This window comes from Lactobacillus kefiranofaciens (assembly GCF_014656585.1).
In the GTDB taxonomy this organism is placed as follows: domain Bacteria; phylum Bacillota; class Bacilli; order Lactobacillales; family Lactobacillaceae; genus Lactobacillus; species Lactobacillus kefiranofaciens.
Window position 1 is genome coordinate 1763393 of record NZ_CP061341.1, and the last position, 25017, is coordinate 1788409.

General features: G+C 37.5%; 25 protein-coding genes and 3 pseudogenes. 8 read left to right on the plus strand and 20 right to left on the minus strand.

The annotated features are described in order from the left end of the window. Positions 1–207: 207 nt before the first annotated feature. The 12 genes and pseudogenes from ICI50_RS08620 to ICI50_RS08670 all read right to left on the minus strand — a co-directional run bounded on the left by ICI50_RS08620 (position 208) and on the right by ICI50_RS08670 (position 12140). Complete coding sequence (locus tag ICI50_RS08620; protein WP_013854690.1) at positions 208–1635, minus strand: C69 family dipeptidase; 1428 nt, start codon at positions 1633–1635, stop codon at positions 208–210. Positions 1636–1679: 44 nt separating this feature from the next. After that, entirely contained in the window at positions 1680–2534 is an 855-nt protein-coding gene (locus tag ICI50_RS08625) for a DNA/RNA non-specific endonuclease (protein ID WP_013854691.1), read from the minus strand. Between the two features lie 90 nt (positions 2535–2624). Next, on the minus strand, positions 2625–3578 hold the full coding sequence (locus ICI50_RS08630; protein WP_013854692.1) for an exonuclease domain-containing protein: 954 nt from the start codon (positions 3576–3578) through the stop codon (positions 2625–2627). A gap of 7 nt (positions 3579–3585) precedes the next feature. After that, positions 3586–4386, minus strand: a complete 801-nt coding sequence (locus ICI50_RS08635) for an SIR2 family NAD-dependent protein deacylase (protein ID WP_013854693.1) — start codon at positions 4384–4386, stop codon at positions 3586–3588. Between the two features lie 18 nt (positions 4387–4404). Next, the gene (locus ICI50_RS08640) at positions 4405–5043 is read right to left on the minus strand and encodes a DUF421 domain-containing protein (protein WP_054640283.1); all 639 of its coding nucleotides are present in this window, start codon (positions 5041–5043) and stop codon (positions 4405–4407) included. 1 nt (position 5044) lies between these two features. Then, entirely contained in the window at positions 5045–5494 is a 450-nt protein-coding gene (locus ICI50_RS08645; RefSeq protein WP_013854695.1) for a DUF3290 domain-containing protein, read from the minus strand. A gap of 403 nt (positions 5495–5897) precedes the next feature. Continuing rightward, a complete protein-coding gene (locus ICI50_RS10885; RefSeq protein WP_095342089.1) occupies positions 5898–6083 on the minus strand; it encodes a hypothetical protein in 186 nt (61 codons plus the stop codon). A gap of 57 nt (positions 6084–6140) precedes the next feature. Continuing rightward, positions 6141–6299, minus strand: a pseudogene (locus tag ICI50_RS11070) (mucin-binding protein); the annotation flags it as partial. Positions 6300–6341: 42 nt separating this feature from the next. Then, positions 6342–8432 (minus strand): GbpC/Spa domain-containing protein, encoded by a 2091-nt coding sequence (locus ICI50_RS08655; protein ID WP_188891522.1) that lies wholly within the window; start codon positions 8430–8432, stop codon positions 6342–6344. Between the two features lie 183 nt (positions 8433–8615). Further along, entirely contained in the window at positions 8616–9356 is a 741-nt protein-coding gene (gene pnuC, locus ICI50_RS08660) for a nicotinamide riboside transporter PnuC (protein WP_095342091.1), read from the minus strand. A 283-nt stretch (positions 9357–9639) separates the two neighbouring features. Next, positions 9640–10389 (minus strand): PAS domain-containing protein, encoded by a 750-nt coding sequence (locus tag ICI50_RS08665; RefSeq protein WP_013854699.1) that lies wholly within the window; start codon positions 10387–10389, stop codon positions 9640–9642. A gap of 146 nt (positions 10390–10535) precedes the next feature. Then, positions 10536–12140, minus strand: a complete 1605-nt coding sequence (locus ICI50_RS08670; RefSeq protein ID WP_095342093.1) for an ATP-binding cassette domain-containing protein — start codon at positions 12138–12140, stop codon at positions 10536–10538. A gap of 119 nt (positions 12141–12259) precedes the next feature. Between ICI50_RS08670 and ICI50_RS08675 the strand changes: the two genes are divergently transcribed. The 5 genes from ICI50_RS08675 (at position 12260) to ICI50_RS08695 (ending at position 16700) form a co-directional block, all read left to right on the plus strand. Further along, positions 12260–13177: a prolyl aminopeptidase gene (locus tag ICI50_RS08675; protein WP_013854701.1), complete on the plus strand. Its 918-nt coding sequence runs from the start codon at positions 12260–12262 to the stop codon at positions 13175–13177. Positions 13178–13288: 111 nt separating this feature from the next. Next, positions 13289–13996, plus strand: coding sequence for a response regulator transcription factor (locus ICI50_RS08680; RefSeq protein ID WP_013854702.1), 708 nt, complete (start codon positions 13289–13291; stop codon positions 13994–13996). Beyond that, on the plus strand, positions 13986–15317 hold the full coding sequence (locus tag ICI50_RS08685; protein WP_013854703.1) for a sensor histidine kinase: 1332 nt from the start codon (positions 13986–13988) through the stop codon (positions 15315–15317). The genes ICI50_RS08680 and ICI50_RS08685 overlap by 11 nt, the downstream gene beginning before the upstream one ends. Before the next feature lie 114 nt (positions 15318–15431). Further along, complete coding sequence (locus ICI50_RS08690; RefSeq protein ID WP_013854704.1) at positions 15432–15986, plus strand: PepSY domain-containing protein; 555 nt, start codon at positions 15432–15434, stop codon at positions 15984–15986. Positions 15987–16028: 42 nt separating this feature from the next. Beyond that, positions 16029–16700, plus strand: coding sequence for a PepSY domain-containing protein (locus ICI50_RS08695; protein WP_025084137.1), 672 nt, complete (start codon positions 16029–16031; stop codon positions 16698–16700). A 49-nt stretch (positions 16701–16749) separates the two neighbouring features. Here ICI50_RS08695 and ICI50_RS08700 read toward each other — a convergent pair. The 3 genes and pseudogenes from ICI50_RS08700 to ICI50_RS08710 form a co-directional block, all read right to left on the minus strand. Then, a pseudogene (locus tag ICI50_RS08700) lies at positions 16750–17265 on the minus strand (GNAT family N-acetyltransferase). Continuing rightward, positions 17265–17720 (minus strand): MarR family winged helix-turn-helix transcriptional regulator, encoded by a 456-nt coding sequence (locus ICI50_RS08705; RefSeq protein WP_013854707.1) that lies wholly within the window; start codon positions 17718–17720, stop codon positions 17265–17267. Before ICI50_RS08705 ends, ICI50_RS08700 begins: the two are co-directional and overlap by 1 nt. 92 nt (positions 17721–17812) lie before the next feature. Beyond that, a complete protein-coding gene (locus tag ICI50_RS08710) occupies positions 17813–19453 on the minus strand; it encodes a peptide ABC transporter substrate-binding protein (protein ID WP_013854708.1) in 1641 nt (546 codons plus the stop codon). A 304-nt stretch (positions 19454–19757) separates the two neighbouring features. On the opposite strand from ICI50_RS08710, the gene ICI50_RS08715 reads away from it, so the two are divergent. Together ICI50_RS08715 and ICI50_RS08720 are read left to right on the plus strand one after the other, a co-directional pair. Continuing rightward, on the plus strand, positions 19758–20123 hold the full coding sequence (locus ICI50_RS08715; protein ID WP_013854709.1) for a DUF1304 domain-containing protein: 366 nt from the start codon (positions 19758–19760) through the stop codon (positions 20121–20123). 139 nt (positions 20124–20262) lie between these two features. Further along, positions 20263–20850, plus strand: a complete 588-nt coding sequence (locus ICI50_RS08720; RefSeq protein WP_013854710.1) for a PepSY domain-containing protein — start codon at positions 20263–20265, stop codon at positions 20848–20850. A gap of 41 nt (positions 20851–20891) precedes the next feature. On the opposite strand, the gene efp is transcribed toward ICI50_RS08720, so the two are convergent. Both efp and coaA read right to left on the minus strand, forming a co-directional pair. Then, positions 20892–21464: an elongation factor P gene (gene efp / locus ICI50_RS08725; RefSeq protein ID WP_013854711.1), complete on the minus strand. Its 573-nt coding sequence runs from the start codon at positions 21462–21464 to the stop codon at positions 20892–20894. Positions 21465–21499: 35 nt separating this feature from the next. Further along, positions 21500–22414: a type I pantothenate kinase gene (gene coaA / locus ICI50_RS08730; protein ID WP_013854712.1), complete on the minus strand. Its 915-nt coding sequence runs from the start codon at positions 22412–22414 to the stop codon at positions 21500–21502. Positions 22415–22468: 54 nt separating this feature from the next. Here coaA and ICI50_RS08735 point away from each other — a divergent pair, with 54 nt between their 5' ends. Continuing rightward, on the plus strand, positions 22469–23041 hold the full coding sequence (locus ICI50_RS08735) for an SGNH/GDSL hydrolase family protein (protein ID WP_095342096.1): 573 nt from the start codon (positions 22469–22471) through the stop codon (positions 23039–23041). A gap of 82 nt (positions 23042–23123) precedes the next feature. Here the strand turns inward: ICI50_RS08735 and ICI50_RS08740 are convergent, their stop codons facing one another. The 3 genes and pseudogenes from ICI50_RS08740 to ICI50_RS08750 form a co-directional block, all read right to left on the minus strand. After that, entirely contained in the window at positions 23124–23570 is a 447-nt protein-coding gene (locus ICI50_RS08740) for a GNAT family N-acetyltransferase (protein WP_188891524.1), read from the minus strand. Then, positions 23563–24389: pseudogene (locus ICI50_RS08745) on the minus strand (amino acid ABC transporter substrate-binding protein). Before ICI50_RS08745 ends, ICI50_RS08740 begins: the two are co-directional and overlap by 8 nt. A 4-nt stretch (positions 24390–24393) precedes the next feature. Further along, the gene (locus ICI50_RS08750) at positions 24394–25014 is read right to left on the minus strand and encodes an amino acid ABC transporter ATP-binding protein (RefSeq protein ID WP_056940791.1); all 621 of its coding nucleotides are present in this window, start codon (positions 25012–25014) and stop codon (positions 24394–24396) included. Between the last annotated feature and the right edge of the window lie 3 nt (positions 25015–25017).

A 25017-nucleotide genomic window follows, 5' to 3' on the forward strand; every position in this document is an offset into this window, starting at 1 on the left:
GCTAATCTAGTAAAAATCACAAATAATTCAACTAAAAAGATTCGGGGTTTGTCCTTACTAGCGAAATAAATTTCGCTCAGTATTCGGCTTTTATTCGTATTTTGATAATTATTATACTATAAGCACCTTGTTTGTTCGTATTTACTAAATATTGTAGTACGTACCAAAAGAAAAAGACCTGAAATCACTTTCAGATCTTTATCCTAATTATAAGTTATCACCACGTTCGAATTGATACTTCGAATTGTTCAATGCTTGTCTTACCAAGTCGCTCATCAGCTTCTTGGTCTTCTTAGTAATGATACCAGCAGTCTCGTCGTTTGCAGCAGTTAAGTACTTAATTAGATCAGTACCTTCCATGTCTTTAGCCTTGGCATCAATTTGATCAATCCGGCCAATACCATAGCTTTGGCAGTCATCACGATAAGCGTTTACTTGATAAATATATTCGTGATAACGAGGTTCGACAATAACTTGTAAAGTCTTGTAAAGCCAGTAAGCACTACTATCTGGGTCTACCATATGTTCGGCCACCTTGTAGTTAAGCGGCGTATCTTCGATGTTGGTATAGAACGGAACGTATGGTGAGTATGCGTAAAAGCCCATGTTGATCCATTGAATTGCCGCCATCTTTTCCGGCACATCATTTCTGATTTGTAAAATGCTGGATTCTTGATTTCTATCTAAAGCAATGGAACGGAACATCTTTTGCTCTTTTTCGCTGCCAGAGGAGAAAGTATCCATTGGATCATATGGGGTACCGTTATAGTGACTAGTCAAAAATCTTTGAACATCTTCTACGCCGATTTTCTTTTCCGGCACACGAGTAAATGGCATTTCTTGACTGGTTGGGTCTTGCTCAATGCTTGGGTTGAACAACTTTTGACCATACCAGGTTCTTGGCGTGTTATAGAAAGCATCAGCTTCATCCTTGGTGCCAAAAATATCTCTAAATGAGAAGCTGCCATCTGAACTATTATTCAAATGGTTCTTTTCAACGAATTCTTGCAAACCTGTTGAATACATAAAGTTGTCAGGATCATCAAAGTCAACGTGTTGGATAACCATGATGTTAGGGCAAATAGCATATGAATCATCAGGCACGCGCGCAGCAACCCATTGATGACCAGCACCCGTTTCCAGATACCAAACTTCCTTCTTGTCTGAAAAAGCAATCCCGTTGCTTTCACCAGTACCGTACTTTTCAATCAAGCTGCCTAATCGCTTTACGCCTTCACGAGCAGTTTTAACAAATGGCAAAGTAATGTAAACCATTGAGTCTTCATTAATACCGTCTGCAACTAAAGGATCGTGACCTAAGCAGCGGGCATTGGTTGCTTCAGTTTCAGTAGCTGACATAGCGACGTTATATTCGTTAATACCTTGCTCGTCCCAGCGACCATCTGAATCATCAGCTGTTGGAGCGGCAGTCCACTTGCAACCATCACCTTCAAGGTGCATCTTAAAGCCATTATACTTTGAAACATAATCTTCATCGTAATGACGAGCTTTGTTCACAACGAATACCTTTTCGTTAATACCGCCGTAACCATCCTCGTCACGTGCAATCATGGTTGAACCATCGATTGAAGCATCTTTACCGACAAGCATCGCGGTACAATTATCTTTTTTCATGCATGTACTTCCTTTTTATTAAAAATATCTTTTTTATTATTCTACTATTCGTTGACCTGCATTTGACGATCAACTTTTGCCCTACCATTATTATAATTGAATTCATAGCCAGGTTGTACATTATAGAGATAAACATTAAAGTTTAGCGTGCCATCTGTAGAAACAGCCTGTAAATTCACGCCACGCGCCATTAATTCATTACCGCGAAATACCGCAGTAGCTTGATAGATCACGCGCTTATTTTGTCGTAAAGCCTTACGCACCTTGGTCTCAAAAATTGTCTGAATTCTCTGATTAGAAAAAGCCGATTGAGTAAACAAGTTCTTCGGATTGTTCTGATCGCCAGATTTATTGCGTGGGTTATAATTGCCTTCTTGATCAATTCCAGCCGAAACCGAATAGGCAATCAAGTGACCTCGATTATAAATCTGAGTACCATTACGTCGGTTATAATGCCAGCCGGTCGGTTCAATGAATTGTCTTACGCGCAAACTATCATTAGCTACATTCCGTCTCTCTAAAAAAGCAGTGTTGGGGCGTGAAGTCCGGTTTAATGAATCAAGATTAGAATAAATTACCCAATTCACTTTCCAAGCACTTTTAACTAAAGTAGAACGATTATTATTCAGTGTGATATATGCACGACTGCCGCTTTTGAAATTCAATTTGGCTAATTTTTGATAATCCGCATTGGACAAACCACCATAAGCCTTATTAGCCTTAGATGCGCCTTTAATCGTGCTGGTCACATGCTCATCATTGTTGCCGGTAAAATCTTTTAAAAATTGACTACCGTTGGGATCGCTGCCTGCCTTAGTAAAAATCCCCCAAACAATTGCAATAACTACGATTAAAGACGACAGAGCCGCGCCTTGCTTCTTACGTTTTCTTTTCGCCATAAAAAATCCTCCATTACCTAAAGATAATACTAATTCAAACGTTAGTTTGCAATAGACAAAAATAAAAAAGCTGCCAAAACAGCAGCTTTTTTAGCTACGTGCCCAATCATCCAGCATCCCTAAGAAGAAACTTTCTGATAGTCGCTTGATCTTTGCGCCATCTTTAATTAATGCTCGAGCTTTTTCCAAATTTTCATCATCATGCTGGAAGAAGTCATGATCACCCATAATTAAATAATTGGTATTCGCCATTACATTATTATCAGACTGTCCACCCATGTTAGTTATCATCTTGCCTGCATCAGCTTCATTCAAATGAAGATGACCAGATAAAACAATTCGTTTGTTTTGAATAGGATTTCTAAAACCTAATTGGGTATAGTCTACATCATCGCCAGTTAAATCAACATTTTTTATTTTACCGCGAGCCTTTTCTAACAAATCTTCAGTAAAATGCCGATTAAAATCGTTATAAACCTTAATTGTATCTAATGAATCAGCTAAGCCATGGTGCTGCTCTACTTGAGCGATGCCAGCTCGTTGCATGCAATCGATCAAGCGATTATGCTGTCTAGGATAATATGCTCTAGCCAGGCGCAAAACATCAACATAGTTATTGTTTGTAATCGGTAAGCCATATTTTTGACTCAAATCATATAAAAAATTCAAATCAAAGTTGACATTATAGCCAATGATAATGTCATCCCCAATGAATTCTCGAAACTCTTTAATCGCCTGCTCAGCAGGGATTCCTTCATTAATGATCTGCTCTTCAGTAATCCCATTTAGCTTGGTAATAAAGGCTGGCACTCGATTATTTCCTGGGAATTTAACTAGATTAGTATACTGATCAACAATCTGATTATTGCGCACCTTCACCGCGCCAAGCTCAGTAATACGATCACGATATGGACTCAAACCAGTTGTTTCAATATCCAGCATTGTATAATTCGTTAAAAAATCTGGCTTTTCTTGCCCTTTTTGGCGTAATTTGTCTTGGGCTCCTGCAACATGCAAGATCCCATCTTTTACGTAAATACTCATCTTTCACCTATTTAGTTAAATTCATCAACACATCATGCGAATTAGTAGCAAAACCAGCAGAACACTTTTTAAGATCATCTGGCATGTCTTCATCAGCTAAGTCTGCTGCCACATAATGCCAATTAGCAAATTGCTCAACTAGCTTTACCATCGGATCTAGCAATTGCGGACTGGTTTCATCCACGCCAAGTTCTAAAACTACTACATTCTTATCTTCATTGCCCGTCAAGAACCAACGAAAACGCGCATTGGCATCAGTATCTGGGAAGAAGTGGGCGTTTAATGGCATGTGCAGCTCCATGGGGCTATTGCAATCCTCACATTTAGGTACTTCACCCTTGCCAGCTAAATATTTTTTCACGACCTCAATGTCAGAAAACTTACCATGATTGATCCCACTAGAGCACTGCATTTCAGTCCAGTCACCAAAAGCGTTGAAGATCCGATTCTCATTCAAGCCCGCATTTTCAAAGAAATGGGCAAAGGTGCTGGTAGCAATGAAATATTCTTTGCCCTGCAATAGCTTCTTCAAAGCCAACATCGTCTCGCCAGGTTCATATTCAAGTGAATATTCATTAATCAATTGGCTCCAAAAGTCCCACTGTTCATCCCAGGAAGCAAATTTTTTATCTAATGCATCACCGATCGTATGTACATCATACTTATCAGCGACTTTGCCAAATTGATCGTCAAAATTTTCTTCACTTAAAATATCTAGTCCCTCTGTTTGAGCGAAACCATTACCGGCAGTGACAATTACTGCATCAGCATTCTTAATCCATTCTTTGACTTGTGTAAAATCTGCCATCTGAATCTCCTTTCTTAACTACTTGGAATAGCCTGTAAAGCGTAATTGACCATCAACGTATTCACCTAAGAACACATCACCGATTCCATTATAACCTGCAGCTTCAACTTCTTGCTCCAGCCATGCCTCGCTTTTATGAATCAATTCCAATACATCTTCATTAGCTTGTCCATCACTGATAATGGGAAAACGAATATTTGCTTCATCGTTTTCAATGATCGTTAATTGACCGTTTTGTTCAAAAATACAGTTTTTCACTTTCTCTACAGCATAAATACCACGACTGCGCAATTTAAACATTAATTCATTCGCCGAAATACCAGCCTTCATGCACTTGCCGACCAGGACTTTGCCATTTTTGATTACCTGCACAGGTTTTCCATCAATTACGCCACGAATCCAGCTATTGTGATCTCGGCTGAACTTCAAGATAAAGACTACCAGCGTCCACAGAATTAAAACTAAGAAAAACTGCAAAATAGTGATGCTGGTATTATAAATCAAACCACCAATAATTCCACCAAGTACATAGTTTTGTAATTGGTCTAAGGCCGTAGTTGGCGCCAAGTTGCTTTTACCAAAAACGTTAATCTGAATAATTAAGGTTAAAATGCCGAGGGCGAATTTAATAAATAATTGTGTATAGTCTAATTGCATGTTAGTTCTCTACCTCTACTTTATGATCAATCACGTGTGCCTGCGTCAATGTATATGTGTTGCGGTCATCGTTCAATTTCAATTGATAATCAATATTTTTTGAATCAACACGAACAATCATTCCGTCAGTTAACGTAGTGGAACTCACCAATACATCAGAATTCTTTACATTTTCATCTTGAGCTACCGATTTAATAAAAGGAACAATTTGGGTTGCTTCAGATTTTTGCGTATTGATTTGCACATACTTTTCATATTGCGTTCCAGCAAATAATAGCAAAAATAATAACGCGATAATTCCTAAATCGCAATACCTTGTTGCAAATCGATTATGTAAATAAAGTGCCGCAAAGATCACCATTGCTAAAGCCGCCACAAGCATCAAAACATAGAGAATCGTGCGGTCAGTATTTTGATTGTTTTGAATGTACTTTAATGTATAGAACGTCATACTTTCATCCCTCTGTTTTTGTTTTTATTTTACCACATGAAAAAAGCAATGCTTTCGCATCGCTTTAGAGAAAATTATTTATCTTCTTTCTTACGCTTTTTAGAAGTACCCAGAAGGCCAGTGAGACCTAAGGCAGCTGCTAAACTGGCAAGAATCATACCAGCTTTCTATGCTCTTTTTCACCAGTTTCTGGCAATGCTTCTTCATCTTGTCCCTTTTCAATCACCTCTGTTGTCTCAGTGGAGATCGTTTCTGGAGTTTCATGTTCAACAGTAGCAGCTTTAACTGGTGTGACTGTTGAAACAGAAGATTGTTCAGTACTTGGCTTAGCACCTGGCTTTTCTGAGGTGTGAGGCGCTACAGTAGTTTCTTCCTCAGTATCTTCCTTTTCCTCTCTCTCAGGTTAATCTGGATACTCAGCTCCTGGTTCTTCCTCTGGAAGAGGTGGAACAAAGTCTTCCAGTTCTGGATCTGGATCTGGAGTCGGGTCTGGGTCCGGTGTTGGGTCTGGATCCGGCTTAGGATTTGGATCATCCGGACCTGGGACTACAGGATTAGCCTTGTAAACTACGGTGTCTTCTTTATCCAAGTTCTCTCCGTAATTATCGTTATTCACTGTAATGTCATATGGACCTACTTCGAGTCGATCTGCTGTGTAGCCGTCAATTGTTGGACTTACTACCGTTACAAAGCGTTGGGTTTCTGTCCATTCGCCGTCCCATTCAGTTTTCGTTTCTATGATATCACCTGTAACTACGTCAATAATCGTAGTCTGAGTACCTGTCTGATTAAAAGTAAGTTTAATACTTACATGATCTGGAGCAGCTGTAGATCCATCTTCATAAACTTAGTGAATTGTTTGATTTACTTCTTTATCACGATTTACATTTTCAGTTGTTGTTTTAGTATCATGAGTCAAATAAATCCAGTAGTGCTGTTCGCCTTCTTTATCAATCTGACCGCTTTGAGTACCAGGGTGAACTTTATCTGGAGAAGTAGCTAAAACATAGCCATGTTTTTCCCAATCCCACAATAGGTTAGTATACTCATCGCCAATTCCTAAATGAAGAATGCTTTGTAATCTATCATCTAAGTGAATACCATGAGTAGGCTCATACTCTACTACACCACTAACGCCGTGCACATCAATATAATGAATGTGAACACTACCATTAGCTGCTAAGTTCATATTTCCTGGGGAATATGATACGTTTAATACCGGCTTTTCAGGTTCTTTACCAGGGTGAACTCCTTCAAAAGATAGCTTAGGAACGGTAGTTGAGTATGTTGCCCAAGCAGAACCGACTTTATTACTGAATCTAATCGTAATTCCATCGCCATATTGACCTTGATGAATACTTACTGATGATCCTGGGATAACAACGCCGTTACCGCCTTGATTTGTTCCATTAATAATTTCAGCTTTTTCAACATAGTTAGTATCTTTTCCTGTACTGTTTAATGAACCAACTGTAATATAAGCGGTATTAGATTTAAGAGTGATTAGGTTTCCTTTGGAATCATATAGCTTCATCCCCATAGTTACTCCTTCACTCTTAGTATAGAAGAAGCCATCTGTTAACTTATCACCAAAATAAATACCCTGATATTTATTGGGAGTATTTAATTGTGGTGTCCAATCACTAAATGTGATTTCAATTTTTCCAATTAATTCATTACCGTAGTATGACTTTTCAAATCCAGTATAAGTCAGTTTTAAGAATTCATCTTTGATCTGACCATTAATTTGATAGAAATGATCTAAGAATCCTAATATGCTTTCACCTTTCATAAAACCAACTTGATTATCAAAGTTGTTTAATATTTCGGCTTCTACCTTAGTATTTTCTTCTTTATCACTTAAGATCAAATCTTGCTTAATTTCATCTAAGTCAACGTTGCCATCATTCCATAGCCCCATATCCTTAAGTTTTTGAATATATTCTTCTTTTTTCTTATTGTATTCAGCAAGTTTTTTCTTATATTCTGCTAAATCAGCATCATATTTTGTTAATGCATTCTTATATTCTGCTAATGCACTATCAAATTTATCAAGTTTCGCTTGAATATGCTTTTCAAGTTCTTTCTTATTAGTTTCAATACCATTTACATTAGTATTGATATCAACTTTATCCCCAACAGTAATATTTAACTTACCACCCAGAGCTTCAACTTCTTTGGTTAAAGTATCAATTGCGTTTTGAAGCTCTTTTTGAGCTGCATCATTTATTTGATTTACTTTATCAACTGAATCTTGATATGTAGGAGTAGTTTTTTCCTGACCACTGGAAGTATTATTTTTTTGTGTTTCAGGAGTCACTTGTTCATTAACAGTCTCAGTTGAAGTTGATTCTTCAAGCTCTTTTTCACTAGTATTAGTTTTCACTTCAGTAGTAGTTTCAGGAGCTTGAACGGAAGTGTTCACTTCAACTTCAGTTTTCTCATCTGACGTTTGTGTAAAAGCGGTTACTCCAGCTGCTGTATTTGTTGTTTCTGTAGAAGACGTTGTTGTTTGCTCAGAAGTATTAATAGCTTCAACCTTTGTATTTGTTGTTTCCGTAGAAGCTGCTGTTGTTTGAACACTATCTGTAGCATTTTTTCCACTTAACTCATTATTGCTTGCGTTATCTTCACTAGATTCTAAATTCTGATTGTTAGAAACTTCATTTGTTGATGTAGTATTTTCGGTTTCTGATGAAGTTTGATCTTCTTGATCAACAGTAGTAACTACATCACTACTGTTTTCAGTACCTTCAATCGTATCAGCTTTAACTACTAAACCAATCTCATCATCATATTTATCACCAACGATTTTCTTAATTGGTTTAGCTGTACCCATTAAGCTAGCACCCAATAAAATAGATGCTGTACTCATAGCAACCCTCTTAACCTTAGGGCTTAATTCTATATCAATTTTATTAATTTTCTTAGCAGTCATTTTTCATGGCCTCCAATGAAATATATACATCTATGTATTTTATATAGTTTTGGTAATTACTATATTACCTTGAAAGCCTTTTAATTAATAGTGACATGTTGTCTCTTTTATAAAAAGTTAATATTTTTTAGCTTTTACTTATTGCACAAAAAAGCCACCAAAAAATGATGACTTTTGCTAATACTAATTTTTTATTTCTTTTAGTCCTTCACGACGTCTTCCCATATTAAACCATGGCGAAACAGTAAAGGCCAAGATATCATTAATTACATAAATCAGCGAGTTAATTGCCATTGCCAAAGTGGCATCCCCTTGCGCATAAGTCACGCCCCAAAGAATCAACTGGAATACGCCACTGGCCGTCCACCAAAAGTATTGATTGTTGTAACGCATGAAACACATAATTCCGGCAGTAAGTGAAATAGCAAAACTAATTGCATCAATCCAAGGACGAGGATCGTTAGTAAACTTGCCAATCAGAAATCCAGAAATTACATATACTAGCAATGTACCCAAAATCGCGATAATCCATTCTTTTGAACCAAACTTTCTCAAATGGTTCTTAGTATCGGCATTCCAAGACTTTACAGCTAAAATAACTGGCAAGTCTAAAGTTGCAATATAAGCAATCTGTTCAAAGATGGAAAGATAATTCTTGGCTGACCAACCTGCATAAATAAAACAAGCTGCAGAAATAAGTCCTAACCATCCGTTAATTGCCTTAGTAGCGTTAATCGCCAACACGCATAACGTACCTAACAAAGTACCAATAAACGTAATCAAAGTTACACTAGTAACCTTGCCTTGAATAAGCAAAGCTAATTGAAAACCAAATGCGAAAAACCATAAACAGTAATTTTGTACTGGCCACCCCTTTAACTGATTAAATAGCCAAACAAAATAATTCTCATGTTTTCTTTCCATCCTACAAACGACTCCTTTTTATTTTTAGGTTCACAGATACAATATCTTGTGCCTTATCCGCTTTTTTCTATCAAAAGCATCGTTATCTAGTATAGTAGACATAAAATCAAATACAAGAATTGACATTTTTGCTTTTTGCGTTAGTAACACATCCTACTTGAAATTTAAATACAAAGTGCAATATACAATATGTTCATCAGTAATAATACATAATATTTAAACAAAGCGAGGGCAAGCAAAAACCGACTCAATCGAGTCGGTTTTGTTTATCTTAATTTTTGAATCAATGTTGTGAAGCACCAGTTATGGTATCCGGCTTTTCTGCTTCTTCGTGCTTTTCTTCCTTAGCTGCTGCAGCCTTAGTTGAAGCACCACTGACAGCATCTGGATCTGAGTTTCTGCGATAAGTTGCACCGGTTGTGGCATCATCATCAACTACCAGCTTTTGACCGGTGGTCTCACAGAAGTACTTAACCAATGGATACAAATCTTGGACCCATTCATAAATACCAGCATAGTTGCCATTATCATCTTCTACACGCTTGTAGTAATGTAATACCAACTTCTTCAAGTTGCCTGTAGGTACTGGCATATAAACATCATCATGTCCATCCTGCTTAGTCCGCAAAGCATGAACAACTTTTTTAGCATCTGGAATAACATCACGAACGTCTGGGTGAACTGCCTTCATCGTGTCACCAACTTGGTCTGGCGTACGCTTAGCAAGCATCTTCTTGTTAGGATCGGTTGGACGATTGTACCACAAGAATTGGTTATTATCGTCAACAAAGGTCATTTCGCCAATTGTGTTTCTAAGCATCCAATTAAGTTGGTTAACTGTCAAAAGACCTGCATCTAGCTTGACATAGTCATCACCCTCTGCAGCATTAACCTTCTTAGCTGCCTTGTCTAACCAATCAGGATCATACTTATCAATACCATCAACAGTATATTTTGATTTTCCTTTTGCATCAAAGTCTTCTTTTAAGTATTCATCGGCATTCATATCTTTAAGCCATTTAGGTTCAGCCATAGTGATTTCCTCCTAACAAAACTATCGTTGTCTTAATTATATAATATAAGCTGTTACATTTTAATAAATTTAATATAATTTATAAAATATTGCTTAATATAAATCTATATAATTTAATTAATAAAAAATAGGGACTGCCCAATCACCTACATCTTCGTTTCAATTGTATGCTTATCTAAGTGAATAATCACATCAAACATGGCTTTTTCTTCTGGGGAGATCTTGTGCGCTACCTCAATCACAGCTACATTAGGATTCTTAAGCAGCGTTTCATGAATACCCAGTGAAAGCTTGGAGTCAAGTGCGCTAGTAGCTTCATCTGCTAGCAATATCGGTCTGCCAGATAAAAGTGCTCGAGCAATCTCTACTCTTTGAATCTGTCCACCAGATAATTCACTACCATTTTCACCAACTCGTTTATCTAAGCCTTGTTCTTTAACTAATTCATCTAATCCCGCTTGATGAATAGCTCGTTTTAATTGTTCATCACTAACTTTACGCCCCAAAGTAATATTAAAGCGTAAAGTATCGTCAAACATAAACGGCTTTTGATTAACATAAGAAAAGTAATTATGTGCTGCATCCCAATTACCCGTTACGTTCTTGCCATTAAGCAAAATCTTACCATCCTTAGGCTTTCTTATTCCTAAAAGCAGCCGCAATAACGTCGTTTTGCCCCAGCCACTCGGAGCCATTAATAGTACCTTTTCACCAGGTTTAACTTGCAAATTCACGCCCTCAAAAATGCGCTTGTGATCGTTATTAGTAATATAAGACAGATCTGCTACTTCCATTCCCTCGAAATGGTCGATCTTTTGCCCATCATCCTTCATTACATGATCAAGCGCCTTCTGCGTTTTCTCCCACATTGGCACCGTCGATTTAACTTGATTAAATTCATTAAAAAGCGTAACGACTGGCGTGATAAAGTTCATCGCTAAATCAACCATCATGACCAAAGTACCAACCTTTAAATTACCCTGCATCATCATGATCCCACCAATGGTACATGGTACAATGAAGCAAAACAATTCAGCTGCAGAATAAATTAACTCTAGTGCCCAAGCTTGAGTTAAAGTCATATTTCGCAAAGCATTTTCCATATCTTGGGCTGCATTGGCTGCACGCGTGACGATATTTGTTCTAACGTTATACAGCTTTGTAGCCTGCGCTCCATTCAGAGAATCAGACACATTCTGCGTATAATTAGCGTTAGTTTGCGCCCAAACCTCGGCTCTCCTAGTAATAATAGGGCTCGTAATCATCTGAACGAGTGCTGGAGCCAGCGTTGCAATCAAGAAGACCAACGTCATCTGCCAAGAGCTATAAAAAGCAAACGTAATCGCTCCAACAAATGATAATCCTTGAAAAATCATATCAAGCTGAGCTGTAATGCGGTTAGTTTCAATCTGCTTTAAGTCATTCGTCATCAGCGACAAGCCGCTTTTGACATCTGGATCGCCTTGATCAACCAAATAGCGCAAATTTGCCCGCTTCAAAGTCATGTTGACATCACGAATAATGCCCATCTTCATGGTCTCATAGATAAAGTTGCTAGCCATAAAACACATCTGACCCAACGCAGTCAGTGCGGCCAAGCAAATTAAATGCATGTAGTCATGGGAGCCAGATGAAGCAACGTTTAACATGATCTGAATCATATAAGCAACAAAGACAATGTTGCAAGCTTTAATCGTTGCCAAAATAGTATAGCTGATCAACTGGCTTTTTTTAGCGTATTTAAGACTCATAAACGACTCCTTTATTATACTTATCTTCATATTATACCCGCTTACTTGTCTTTTTCTCAAACTGAGACGATAATTAGAGTATTGATCCTATTATATAGAAAAAACGGAAAGGATTTTTTATGAAAACTGGAACTAAAATTATTACTTTAGACAACGGTTATCACCTTTGGACCAACACTCAAAGCCAAGGCGATATTCACTTATTAGCTCTGCATGGCGGTCCTGGTGGCAATCACGAATACTGGGAAGATACTGCTGAACAATTAAAGAAGCAAGGCTTGGACGTTCAAGTTACCATGTACGATCAATTGGGTTCCCTTTATTCAGATCAACCTGATTATTCAGATCCTGAAATTGCTAAGAAATATCTAACTTACGAATACTTCTTAGATGAAGTTGACGAAGTTCGTGAAAAGCTGGGGTTAGACAACATTTATTTGATCGGTCAAAGCTGGGGCGGACTTTTAGTGCAAGAATACGCCGTTAAATACGGTCAACACTTAAAGGGTGCTATCATCTCATCAATGGTTGATGAAATTGATGAATATGTTGCTTCAGTTAATAGAAGAAGACAAGAAGTTCTTCCGCAGACTGAAATTGACTTCATGCACGAATGTGAAAAGAACAACGATTACGACAACCAGCGCTACCAAGATGATGTCCAAATCTTAAACATCAACTTCGTTGACCGCAAGCAGCCTTCTAAGCTTTACCACTTAAAAGACATCGGCGGCACAGCTGTCTACAATGCCTTCCAAGGCGACAATGAATTCGTTATTACTGGTAAATTAAAAGATTGGCACTTTAGAGACCAACTCCACAAGATCAAGTGCCCAACTCTCTTGACTTTCGGTGAAAACGAAACTATGCCAATTTCAACTGCTAAGATTATGCAAAAGAAGATCCCTAACTCACGCTTGGTTACTACTCCTGATGGCGGTCACCACCACATGGTTGATAACCCAGCAGTTTACTACAAGCACTTAGCCGACTTCATCCGTGAAGTAGAAAATGGTACTTTTAAAGGTCAAAATTAATTAACGAATATTCAAGGTGGGAATTAATTAACGAATATTCAAGGTGGGAATTAATTAACGAATATTCAAGGTGGGAATTAATTCCTGCCTTTTTACTTTGAGGAAAATGATATGGACGAAAAAGATGTTAAAATACTGCTAGTTGAAGACGAAGAAGGCGTCGCGAGCTTTGTCAAAACTGAACTAGAACTAGAAGGCTACCAAGTTATCTGGGCCCAAGATGGTAAAGAAGCGTTAGAACTGTTTAAAAACAAAGATCCAACCCTAATTTTATTGGATTGGATGCTGCCAGTATACGATGGCATCACTGTTTTAAGAAGAATTCGCAAGCAAAGCGATATCCCAATTATTATGCTAACTGCCAAAAATTCTGCTTCTGATATTACTTCAGCTTTAGATCAAGGATTAGACGACTATATTACTAAACCGTTTGATATTGAAGAACTTTTCGCACGTATTCGAGTAATCCTGCGCCGCCTTAGGCGCGAAAACAAACACAAAAACACAGAAACTACTTCATTTACATGCGGCCCATTAAAGGTTGACCTAGTAAAGCACAAATTTTATTGCAATGATGAAAAAATTTATTTAACTCCAAAGGAATTCGCACTAATAGTTGAATTAATGCGTGATCCTGAAACAGTTAAAAGTCGAGACGAATTGCTTAATGCAGTTTGGGGCTACGACTTCGTTGGACAAACCAACACGGTAGACGTCTACATTCGTAACATCCGTAACAAGTTAGGTACGCCTTACAAAAACATTATTAAAACCGTCCGCGGTTTAGATTATTGTTTAAGAGTAGAAAATGAAAGTTAAAACAACCACTGAACAATTAACGCAGCTTTTTGTTAGTTTATTTACAATTATTTTAGTTTTAGTCAATATTGCTTTCTTAGTTATCTCTTCTGCCTATATTTATCATCACGCTCAAGAACGAAGCCAAGATATCGCTGAAGCTGTTGAAGAAAATCTGAATCCCGAATACGATTGGACTGCCCTGCTTGATGCTTATTTGGCCAAGCAAGAAGATGATGCAATCACTTTGACCACGCCACAAGGCAGAACCTACTACTCCGAAGATGCCCATGAGACTTTTAAGAAAATTGGCTACCATCGGCATTACCAAAGTATGGTCTTCACTGAAAAGCATATTTACTTTTTAAATTCTGCTACTCATCATGGCTTTCGTATCAATGTTGCCTTGAATATTGATGAATTATTTGCATTAATCAGCTGGCTTTTCTTCACGATGCTCGGCATTAATGCTCTTGCTATTTTAATAAGCATTCCGCTAATTAGACGCTTTGCCCACAAGTGGAGTCGCCCAATTCAACACATGAACGCGGAGATCAAAGATATTAGAAACGGTAATCGTGCTCGAACCAAAATTACCGTACCGCAGCAGCCAATGGAAATTAAAAATTTGGCGCGCTCTTTCAATAATTTGCTTGCTTTTCAGCATAATGCGCTTCAACGTGAGCATCAATTCGTCAGCGATGCTTCGCACGAATTGAAGACGCCGATCGCCGCCATCCGTGGACATGTTAATTTAATCAAACGCCATGGCCAAAGTCACCCCGAGATTGTGGCTTCCTCATTGAATTATATTGATAAGGAATCACAAAAGATGCAGGCATTGGTCAACGAGCTATTAACACTGGGGAGAATTGATTATAGCAATAGCAAAATTACCAAGATTGATTTAGTAAAAATTATTTCTGATGTAATCACGGAAGTTAGTAGCGTTTATCCACAGAAGATATGCACACACTTGCCAGAAAAGCTGGATTTTCCTATTCAAACAACTGATTTTAGAAATATTGTGCACAACTTGATGGGAAATGCGGCTAAATATTCACCTGCAAATAGTGAAATCAACATTTCTCTGCTACAAAAAGACATGCAAGTCATTTTTAAGGTAGCAGATCACGGGATGGGGATTGCTCCTGAGAACCGTAAAAAAATTTTTGATCGTTTTTATCGTGAAGACAATTCGCATTCCAGTAAGATCGCAGGATCAGGACTGGGTCTGGCAATCGTTAAATCTGAAATTAACAAATATCACGGCAAGATTACGATAGAAAACAACTCGCCACAAGGCACTATCTTTACGGTATATCTGCCAATAGAAAAATGAAGAAATCTTCATTTAAACTCTATCAAATTTTAGTTTTTAAACTGAATTTTCACTGTATTATAAATATATCAAGTAAAGCAAAAAACAAATATTAAGTTTTAAGGAGAACGAATTATGAAATCAATTAACTTCAAGAAAATCGCTGTTACTGGTATCGCACTTGTAGGCTTAGGCACTGCAGCTGTTGCTACTACGCAAATCGCTGAACCAACTATTGCTCAAGCAGCTTCAAGCAAAATTAAGATTTCACAAAGCTCAGCTATTAAGAAGTTCCACGCAAAATACAAGAAAGCTAAGATCGAATCCATCACTTTAGAAAAGGAACACGGCCGCTACGTTTACGAAATCGAAAGGTATACTTCAACTAGAGAATATGACATGAAGATCAACGCTTCCAGCGGCAAGGTGATTTCTCACCATTCCGAAAAGATGGATCATGATGACAGAGCTGAAAAGAGAGCAATTAATTTAAAGAAGACTATCTCTCGCTCAACTGCAAGCAAAATCGCACAAAAGAAAGTTTCTGGCAGTAAAGCAGTAGAATGGACATTGAACCGCTCAGGCAAGCGCACTGTTTGGGACGTAACTGTAACCAAGCACGGCAACGAAAGCGAAGTTAAGATCGACGCTCATACTAAAAAAGTTCTCAGCGTAGACTACGACGACTAAATAAAATAGAAAAAATAAGAATATTGAAAGGATATAGATACCATGAAATTAATTAAATTAGCTAGTTCAATTGCATTAGGTGCAGCTTTATTAACAGGAACAGTTGCTTGTTCAAACAACCATAGTGATGATGATGCCAAAACTACTCAAAAGAGCACCACTAAGAACTCTTCAGAGAAAAGTTCAGAATCATCTAAGTCAAGCACCTCAGAAAAAGTAACCCCAGTTGAAGAAGACACGATCAAAACTGACGCTAAGAAGATCAAATTAACTCAACAAGAGGCTTTAGACAAGTTCAACGGTCAATTTAAGAATAAGCACATCAAGAGTATTGATTTGAAGCTTGAAGGCAACCAATATGTTTACGAAATTGACGGCTTTGACTCTACTCATGAATACACTGCAGAAGTTAACGCCGAGACTGGTCAAATAAGCCGTGCTCGTTCTGAAAAGTTAGATATGGACGACAAGAATGAACAAAAGGCTTTGAACTTGAACAGCGTAATCAGCCGCGACGAAGCAAGCAAGATCGTTGAAAAGCATGTTAAGGGTACTAGCCAAGAATGGCACCTAGAAATGGACGACGACAATGGTAAAGCTTACTGGGATGTTGAAGTAAGCGATGGCAGCAAGGTAACTGAAGTTAAGATCGACGCTCATTCAAGGGCTGTTGTAACTACTGACCATGACGATAACGACAGTAATGATGATTAATTAATAATTTCAACGAAAAAAGCGAGCTGAGCTCGCTTTTTTATTTTACTTACAATTTCTTCAACAACAACCAATCAGTTTGCGGATCGCTCCCCACTTGGAAGGTATGTTGACTCACTTTTTCAAAGCCATGACGTTTGTAAAAATGCTGCGCATTGATATTCTTTTCATAAACGCCTAGCCAAATGTAATCCTTGCCTTCTTTTCTCGCAATCTCTTCCGCATAATCCAACAAGATATTGCCTAAGCCGCGATGCTGAAAGGCAGCCCGTAAGTATATCCGCTCAACTTCTAGCGCATTTTCTTTTAAATATTATGTTTGTGCATCCCCAACATTAATCTTTAAATAGCCCGCAACTTCATCTCCTACCATCAAGAAAAAGAAGCGACTATCTAGATTATTGATCTCATTAATTAACTTTTTCGTCTCATAATCTTCTTTCAAAAATTGCTTCATATCATCTGGTGCGGTGTACGGATCAAAAGTCGCCTTAAAAGTTTCACGTGAAATCTTCTGTAATTCTTCGACATCAGCAATCGTAACTCTTTTAATTGTATAATCCATCAATACTTCCTCTTTCCCCCATTTTTAACGAAATGCCAACTAGCACTCGCATTATCTTCCACTTGTTTCAATAAGTTGGCCAGCTCTCGACGTTGTTTCTTATCCAAACCTTTCAATACTTGCTCATTAGAATAAATATTTTCTTTTTCAATTTTCTTAGCTAGCTCTTGCCCTTTGTCTGTCACAAACAAATGCTTGATCTTTTTATTTTGTTGATCGCTTTCTTTTTTAATCAGCCCATTTTGCTCTAATTTCTTAACGCTTCTTGCCGTCGTGGTTCGATCTACGCTAAGCATCCCTGCCAAATGATCAGAAATAATTCCCGGATTTTCCTTAATCCTCACTAAATATAAATACTGTCCGCGGTTCAACTGCATTTCTTTAAACTCAATATTGGCAATCGAATCTAGCGCACGCGCAATTGTCCCGATTTGTCTTAAAATATCTTCTTTCATTTTCTCACCTAAAAATATTATATTCACTTATGTTGCAAATGCAATAATAATATTATTAAAATAAAAATCTAGAATTACTCCAGATTCTTAAATTATTTCACATAAGCATATTTATAAGACCATTGCGTACCAGCCGTATTATGAATAATGCCATGAACTCGCGGCTTCTGCAAATATGCCGTAGTTTGCTGATAAATCGGCGTTATTGCCTGTTCACCATTTACAATTTTAGCTGCCTTAACCAAGTCCTGCCAGCGCGTCTCTGGATCATTAGCATCTTGATTGCCTGCCTTTTTGACTAAATTATCATAATTTGCATCAGTCCATTTGCCATAATTATATGACGTACCCGTCAGCGGAATCTGCATAAAGGTCATTGGATCATTGAAGTCGCCGCCCCAATGAGACAGATAAATATCAAAGTTGCCTGCTTGCGCGCGCCTAATTGTAGACTTATCTGGAACATTGGTAATATTTACCTTTATTCCCTTCAACTCTTTAGTCCACTGCGACTGCAAATATTGTGTCAACTGATCACTATCAGCCTCATCATTTGATGATAATACATTAAAGTTCAGAGTCTTTTCACCAATTTCTTTCAATCCCCGTTGCCAATATTTCTTAGCTAAAGATGGCTGATAATCTACTGTATTTTTCACTGCCTGCTCTTTGGCAAAATCTGCATTGGTCTGTGGATTTTTAGCTAAATTAGTAGCAACAAAACCTGTCGGCAAAGTTGATCCATTGCCTAAGATTTTCTTCGTTACAATATCACGATCAATTGCTAATGAAAGAGCTAAGCGAATATTTTTATTATTCAAGGCCTTACGATTAGCAGTATTGGGATCCTTAAAATTATACAGCAAGAATCTTACTAATGAATATGGATATGACGTAAAATCACGGTTGCTCTTCAAGTTCTTCACTTGCTCACTCGATAATGGCGTCAGATCCAACTCGCCTTGTTGGTACATTTGATAGCCCGTATTATTGGATTTAACTACTTGGTAATTGATTTTATCTAACTTAACTGCTTTTTTATCCCAGTAATCATTATTTTTAACAAATTCCCAGGTATCTCCGGTTCCGTTCCAATTCTTAATTTCAAATGGACCCGAATATACTTGATATTGCGCTTTAGTCGCGTACTTTTTGCCATATTTATTAACCACCTTTTCATTTTGTGGTCCAAATAATGGGTAGGCTAGTAAAACCTTGAAATAAGCGATCGGTTTATTTAGATTAATGACTACCGTGTCCTTGCTTGTTGCTTGAATACCTAATTCTTTTGCCGGCAGCTTCCCCTGAGCAACTGCATCCGCATTTTTTACACCGCTGAATAAATAAGCATAAGGAGATTCTGTCTTAGGATTCAAACTTCTGCGCCAGGAGTAAACAAAATCTTGGGCAGTAATCGGATCACCATTGGACCACTTGGCATTTCTTAACTTAAAAGTCCAGGTCTTGCCATCTTGAGAAACCTTACCGCTTTTCGCTAAACCAGCATCCGGTTTGCCATTTTTACCTAAACGATAGAAACTTTCAAATACGTTCCCAGTTTGACCAAAACCGCTTGACTTACTAATGTCGATCGTATCCAAGGCCGCTACGGCACTTAAATTCAGAGTGTTCTTATCTGACGAAACAGCATTATTATTTTTACCGCAGGCTGCTAAAATTATTCCCACTGTAACTACTGTCATACCTGCTAAAATCTTCTTAAATTTCGCCATCGTTTTTTCCTTTCTTTGGCAACAAAAAATGGGATGCACTCCATGCGGAATACATCCCAAATTAAAACTACACTCTTAACTAGTTAATCAGTAATAGCTTCTCAGATGAATTGACACATTAGAGTAGGACAAATAAATGCTGTTTTGACAACAACATTCTGCAGTTTGACATTGCAATTGACGTACTAACATGTAATTCATCCTCCTTCTTACTTTTGATAAGCCTAATAATAATTAAAATATTTACAGATGTCAATACTTTAGTTATTATTTTTAGTAAGTAATTTTTTAGGAGGAAATTTGAATGACAACTATCGGAATCATATTAACTTTTATCGTAGCAATTGAACATATTGGAATTTGCTTCTTAGAAATATTGGGCAAACCAGAAATGCAGGCAAAGGCCTTTGACATGGATATCAATTTTGTTAAGCAACGAGCAGCCAGAATCTCAATGGCTAACCAAGGCATCTACAATGGGATGCTCGGTCTATTAATGATCTTGGTCTTCTTCATCTTCAAAGGGGCAGTGCTGTTTTCAATCTGGCAACTGCTATTAGGTTTCATTGTAGTCGTGGCTATCTTCGGTGGTTTTACCGCAACTAAAAAGATTTTCACCGTGCAAATGCTACCGGCATTAATTGCGCTTATTATGCTGTTTCTCAAATAATTACCAATAAGTTACTAAATTGCAATCATGCAACAAAAGAGATAAGAAATCCTTAAATAACTAGAAACATCATGTCACCTTTTTCTATATAGCTTATAATTAAAATATAATATTTTAAAACTATAACAGAGGTAACATCATGAAAAAATTTTTCTTAATTATCGCCAGCATGATTGCTGGAATCGCAATCGGGATATCGGGAACACTTATTTTTAATGCACGGCAGCCAGAAAAGCCAAGCAATTTTACCGTTCGTACTATTAATTCAGTTACTAAAACACAAAATGTCAATTATTCAAGCGATCGATTACCAGCTATCCATGTCAGTCAAAAAGATGCGGTGCAAAAATTTAAATCACTCTATTCTAGTGCCAAAATCAAGTCCATTTCTTTGACACTTAGGGACAACATCTACCTTTACAACATCACTGGCTACGATAATCTTAAGGACTGTAGCATTCAAATCGATGCAACTAATAACAAAATCCTTGGTCAATCAACCCAAATTTTTGATTATGACTATGATGATGAAACTACTTTGAATTTAAATAAAACTATTTCACGCAGTCGAGCTAATAAAATTGCTAACCAGGAAATTGGTGGCGGGACACCTATCTTTTGGGAATTAACAGATGATAATGACCGTGCAATTTGGAAAGTTAATTTAGTCCAGCATGGTCAAAAACGAACTGTTAAAATTGATGCTCGAAATGGCGACGTAATTTAGGGTAAACAAAAAGCTCTCGTTTTGAGAGCTTTTTAATATCTTTATCTTGGTTGACTATCAGCACGTGACTTGTAATCACCATTTTCAGTACCGATAATTAACTTTTCACCTTCCTTGATGAAGTCAGGAACTTGCACAACTAAGCCTGTTTCCATCGTAGCTGGCTTACCACCACCAGCAACAGTTGCGCCCTTAATTTCAGGTTGAGTTTCTTTAATAGTCATTTCAACAGTTGAAGGCAATTCAATCCCGATGATTTTATTATCACCAGTAAATTCCATATCAACTTGAATATTTGGCATTAAGAACTTAACGTCATCGCCTAATTGATCAGCTGAAACTTCATATTGATCATAAGTTTCAGTATCCATAAAGGTATAAACATCACCTTCGCCATAAAGGTATTGGGCAGTTCTTTTAGTAACGTCGATTAAGTCAATCTTTTCAGTTGGACGCATTGTCTTATGAACAACGGCACCACTCTTCACGTCACGCAAATCCATTTGCATCACGGTATTACCCTTACCAGGCTTGTGGTGATTAGCTTTCAATACCTTAATCAACTTGCCATCTTGACTAAAGATCATGCCTTTTTTTAAATTAATTGCTTGCATAAAATTTATCTCCTTATCTGTTTTATTATACCAAACTAAATATGTCTCAGGTAAATGCGATCAATTAGGTGTCCGTTAGTTTTATGCAAAATCAAGCTAGCTCGTTCTTTAGTTGGCGCGATATATTCACGCAGGTTAACTAAGTTAACCATTTGCCAAGTTTCTTCTGCTAGCTGCAATGCTTGATCGATCGGGCCATTAGCCAGTGCATAATAAAAATTATTGGGCTTGTCTTTATTCAGTTTCAATACTTTCTTAAAGCGCTGCATATACCATTTTTCAATTAAATCTTCTTCGGCATCAATATAAATTGAAAAATCAAAGAAATCACTTGTTACAACCTGACCACTTTCAGGCAACTGCAAAGTATTGATCCCTTCAATAATCAAAATATCGGGATTTCTCACATGACCGTATTTCCCGGGAACAATATCGCTTAATTCCTGTGAATACAGTGGATAAACAATATCTTCCTTGCCACTTAGAACATCACGCAAAAAATCACTCAACAAACTCATATTGTAGCTTTCGGGGAATCCCTTGCGTGCCATTAAGTCACGGCGCTTTAATTCCTGGTTCGGATAGATAAAACCATCTGTCGTCATTAAATGTACTTTCAAATTTGGGTACGTTCTTTTAAGAAGTAGCTGCAACAGTCGCGCTGTCGTTGATTTGCCTACCGCCACTGAACCTGAAATACCGATAATAAAGGGAGCCGGTTTAAATGATTTATGCAAAAACTCAATTTGCGCCTTTTGCTCAACCTTCTTTTGCTGGTAAACTAAGTTTAAATAGCTGATCAAACTCGTATAAATTTCATGTACATCCGTTAAATCAACTACATCACCTAAAGATTTGATATCAGCCAATTCTTCTTTAGTAATATTTACTTTATCCTTGGGCGCAAGCTGAGCCCATTCATTTCTTTCAAAGCTTGTATAATTCTTCATAATCCATTCCTCGTACAAACAATACTTACTTATTATAATTGAAGGGCGTTAAGAATGAAAAAAATTATTTTATTTGGTGATTCAATTTTTAATGGCTACCGCAATGGACAAGACACTAATCTAGTGACTAATTTATTCCAAAAAAGTTTAGGAAATTATGCACAGGTGCAAAACTTGTCTAAAAGTGGCGCTACTACCGTGGAAGGCGTGGATTTTTTAGAACAAATTCCGGCTAAATATGATCTTATAGTAGTTGAATATGGCAATAACGATGCTGCAACGGCATGGGGCATTAGTCCTGAAAGTTACAAAAAGGACTTAAGCACAATCCTTGATGCAGTAGGCAAAGCAATAGTTGTAGGCTTATGCTTGCCTGACCCTAATAATTTTGAAATTAACCAATATTATGGCGAAGAACGATTAAATCTTTATAATTCAATCGCTAAAAAAGTTGCTCATAAATACAATGCACCATTTGTGGATATCTTAAATAAAATGCACAAGCTTAAAGACATTTCGACATATTATCAAGCAGATGGACAACATTTGACCAATAAGGGTAATAAATTTTTAGTTGGGCAGATTGTGCCTGCAATAAAAAAGAAGTTAATTAGTTCAGATTATTGAGATCCATTGATGCAAGCAAAAACCGCCTAACACTTCTGACCGAGTTGTAGCGGTTTTTTGTATTAATTGTTAATAACTGTATTTATAGCCCAAGTTTCTTCTTCATCATCACGTGCTGTACGCCCCCCTCATCAAACGGCTTACCAACAACTTTATAGTCCAATTTATCATAAAAAGGTTTCACTCTCATTTGGGCGTGACAATAGAGTGCATTTATTCCGCGCTCTTTTAAATATTGGTGAGCGGCCTCGAGCATCTTCTTGCCTAAATGTCGTCCACGCACTTTTTTAGAAACGGCAACCCGGCCTAACATCCATTTATGATCTTCTTCAAATAGACGACATGTAGCCACTGCAGTCGTCTGTTTTTCATTTAGTCGATAAACCTGAATTGCAGCCAGATCCTGATCGTCTAAATCGGGTAACGTAATTTTTTGTTCTGCCACAAAAGTCTCATCGCGCAGACGTGCAACGCAATAAACTTCTCGCCCACTCATTTCATCAATCTTTTTAAAAGAAAAATTATTCATTTTTATTTCCTAAATAATTGCTATTTTTACCAAACCATTTTTCATTAATTTGTCTTAGCTTACCATTTTTCTGCAAGCGAACCAAACCAGCATTGATTTTTCTACGCAAAGTCTTATCTCCTTTGCGCATCCCTACCGCAAATAAATCCATCGGCACTTGATCATTCTGAATTACGCGATAATTGTTGCTCTTGGCCATATGAGAAATGTAATAATCAGCATACACTTCATCAAGTAAAATACCCTGAATTCGGCCAGCCTTTAAATCTAAAAATGAATTAGAAATCGTATCGTATAAAATGGTCTTTTTAGCTCGCAAGACTTTCTGCTTGCCTTCATACCACTGTTCAGCCGTTGATCCCGTTTGCATCCCTAATTCATACTTCTTCATCTGACTAAAAGAGTTAATGCCGCTATTCTTTTTCACCACTAGTACCTGGCGGTTGCGCAAATATGGGCGACTAAATGCAACTTTCTTCTTCCGTTGCGGCGTTATGCTATAGCCGTTCCAAATCAAATCAATCGTACCGTTACGCAGCTCTGTCACGTTCATTGACCAGTCAATCGTTTGAAAACTAACCTTAATGCCATATTCCTGAAAAACAGCCTTAGCTAAATCAATATCATAGCCTGTTAGTTGACCGTTTTTTTTTCAAAACCCATCGGTACAAAACTATCATCTAAACCGATGACTACTTGCCGTTTCCGTTCAATCTTATTCCACGTATCCTGACTGTTAGCCCGTTTCTGCACACTTTCACAACCTGTTAAAAAAAGCGCAAAAAGACTAACTAAAATAAAAATCCATCGCTTCTTCATATAGCTACGCCTCACTTAATGGTTGCACCTTGAGCATTTGATCAGCTACATTTTCCGCAAATTGTAAATCGTGGGTAATAATCAACTGTGTTAAGCCCGACTTTTTCAAGTTCAAGATCATTTTTTCAACTTCTTTACGCAAGTTAGGATCAAGAGCAGAAGTCGGCTCATCATAACATAAAATTTTAGGCTTCATTGCTAAGGCACGTGCGATCGCCACCCGCTGCTTCTGTCCACCGGATAGTTCATACGGATACTGCTTTTCTCGGCCAGTCATCTGCAATTGCTTAAGCAAATCCCGCGCATTCTTTTCCGCAGCTTCTTTGCTTTCTTTTAAAACTTCAATCGGTGCCAAGGTAATATTCTGCAATACATTTAAGTTAGGGAATAAATTGTATTCCTGAAAAACTACCCCTACCTTGCCTGAATCATATTGCTGACCATCAATTAAAATTTCACCGCTGTCTTTATCCTCTAAACCCGCGATAATTCGAAGCAAAGTTGTTTTGCCTGCTCCGGATGGTCCTACAATAGTCATGATTTCACCATCTTTTAAAGTAAAAGAAATATCTTTTAAAATTGGCCGATTATCAAATTCTTTGTATAAATTTTTTACCGTTAACATTTA

Excerpts from the sequence above, each read along its gene's own strand:
- ICI50_RS08710 (WP_013854708.1), bottom strand. The coding sequence starts at position 19,453 with ATGGCGAAATTTAAGAAGATTTTAGCAGGTATGACAGTAGTTACAGTG.
- ICI50_RS08670 (WP_095342093.1), bottom strand. The coding sequence starts at position 12,140 with ATGAGTCTTAAATACGCTAAAAAAAGCCAGTTGATCAGCTATACTATT.
- ICI50_RS08715 (WP_013854709.1), top strand. The coding sequence starts at position 19,758 with ATGACAACTATCGGAATCATATTAACTTTTATCGTAGCAATTGAACAT.
- ICI50_RS08675 (WP_013854701.1), top strand. The coding sequence starts at position 12,260 with ATGAAAACTGGAACTAAAATTATTACTTTAGACAACGGTTATCACCTT.
- ICI50_RS08630 (WP_013854692.1), bottom strand. The coding sequence starts at position 3,578 with ATGAGTATTTACGTAAAAGATGGGATCTTGCATGTTGCAGGAGCCCAA.
- ICI50_RS08645 (WP_013854695.1), bottom strand. The coding sequence starts at position 5,494 with ATGACGTTCTATACATTAAAGTACATTCAAAACAATCAAAATACTGAC.
- pnuC (WP_095342091.1), bottom strand. The coding sequence starts at position 9,356 with ATGGAAAGAAAACATGAGAATTATTTTGTTTGGCTATTTAATCAGTTA.
- ICI50_RS08625 (WP_013854691.1), bottom strand. The coding sequence starts at position 2,534 with ATGGCGAAAAGAAAACGTAAGAAGCAAGGCGCGGCTCTGTCGTCTTTA.
- ICI50_RS08665 (WP_013854699.1), bottom strand. The coding sequence starts at position 10,389 with ATGGCTGAACCTAAATGGCTTAAAGATATGAATGCCGATGAATACTTA.
- ICI50_RS08680 (WP_013854702.1), top strand. The coding sequence starts at position 13,289 with ATGGACGAAAAAGATGTTAAAATACTGCTAGTTGAAGACGAAGAAGGC.
- ICI50_RS08635 (WP_013854693.1), bottom strand. The coding sequence starts at position 4,386 with ATGGCAGATTTTACACAAGTCAAAGAATGGATTAAGAATGCTGATGCA.
- ICI50_RS08720 (WP_013854710.1), top strand. The coding sequence starts at position 20,263 with ATGAAAAAATTTTTCTTAATTATCGCCAGCATGATTGCTGGAATCGCA.
- ICI50_RS08690 (WP_013854704.1), top strand. The coding sequence starts at position 15,432 with ATGAAATCAATTAACTTCAAGAAAATCGCTGTTACTGGTATCGCACTT.
- ICI50_RS08620 (WP_013854690.1), bottom strand. The coding sequence starts at position 1,635 with ATGAAAAAAGATAATTGTACCGCGATGCTTGTCGGTAAAGATGCTTCA.
- efp (WP_013854711.1), bottom strand. The coding sequence starts at position 21,464 with ATGCAAGCAATTAATTTAAAAAAAGGCATGATCTTTAGTCAAGATGGC.
- ICI50_RS08655 (WP_188891522.1), bottom strand. The coding sequence starts at position 8,432 with ATGACTGCTAAGAAAATTAATAAAATTGATATAGAATTAAGCCCTAAG.
- ICI50_RS08735 (WP_095342096.1), top strand. The coding sequence starts at position 22,469 with ATGAAAAAAATTATTTTATTTGGTGATTCAATTTTTAATGGCTACCGC.
- ICI50_RS08685 (WP_013854703.1), top strand. The coding sequence starts at position 13,986 with ATGAAAGTTAAAACAACCACTGAACAATTAACGCAGCTTTTTGTTAGT.
- ICI50_RS08640 (WP_054640283.1), bottom strand. The coding sequence starts at position 5,043 with ATGCAATTAGACTATACACAATTATTTATTAAATTCGCCCTCGGCATT.
- ICI50_RS08740 (WP_188891524.1), bottom strand. The coding sequence starts at position 23,570 with ATGAATAATTTTTCTTTTAAAAAGATTGATGAAATGAGTGGGCGAGAA.
- ICI50_RS08695 (WP_025084137.1), top strand. The coding sequence starts at position 16,029 with ATGAAATTAATTAAATTAGCTAGTTCAATTGCATTAGGTGCAGCTTTA.
- ICI50_RS08705 (WP_013854707.1), bottom strand. The coding sequence starts at position 17,720 with ATGAAAGAAGATATTTTAAGACAAATCGGGACAATTGCGCGTGCGCTA.
- coaA (WP_013854712.1), bottom strand. The coding sequence starts at position 22,414 with ATGAAGAATTATACAAGCTTTGAAAGAAATGAATGGGCTCAGCTTGCG.
- ICI50_RS08750 (WP_056940791.1), bottom strand. The coding sequence starts at position 25,014 with ATGTTAACGGTAAAAAATTTATACAAAGAATTTGATAATCGGCCAATT.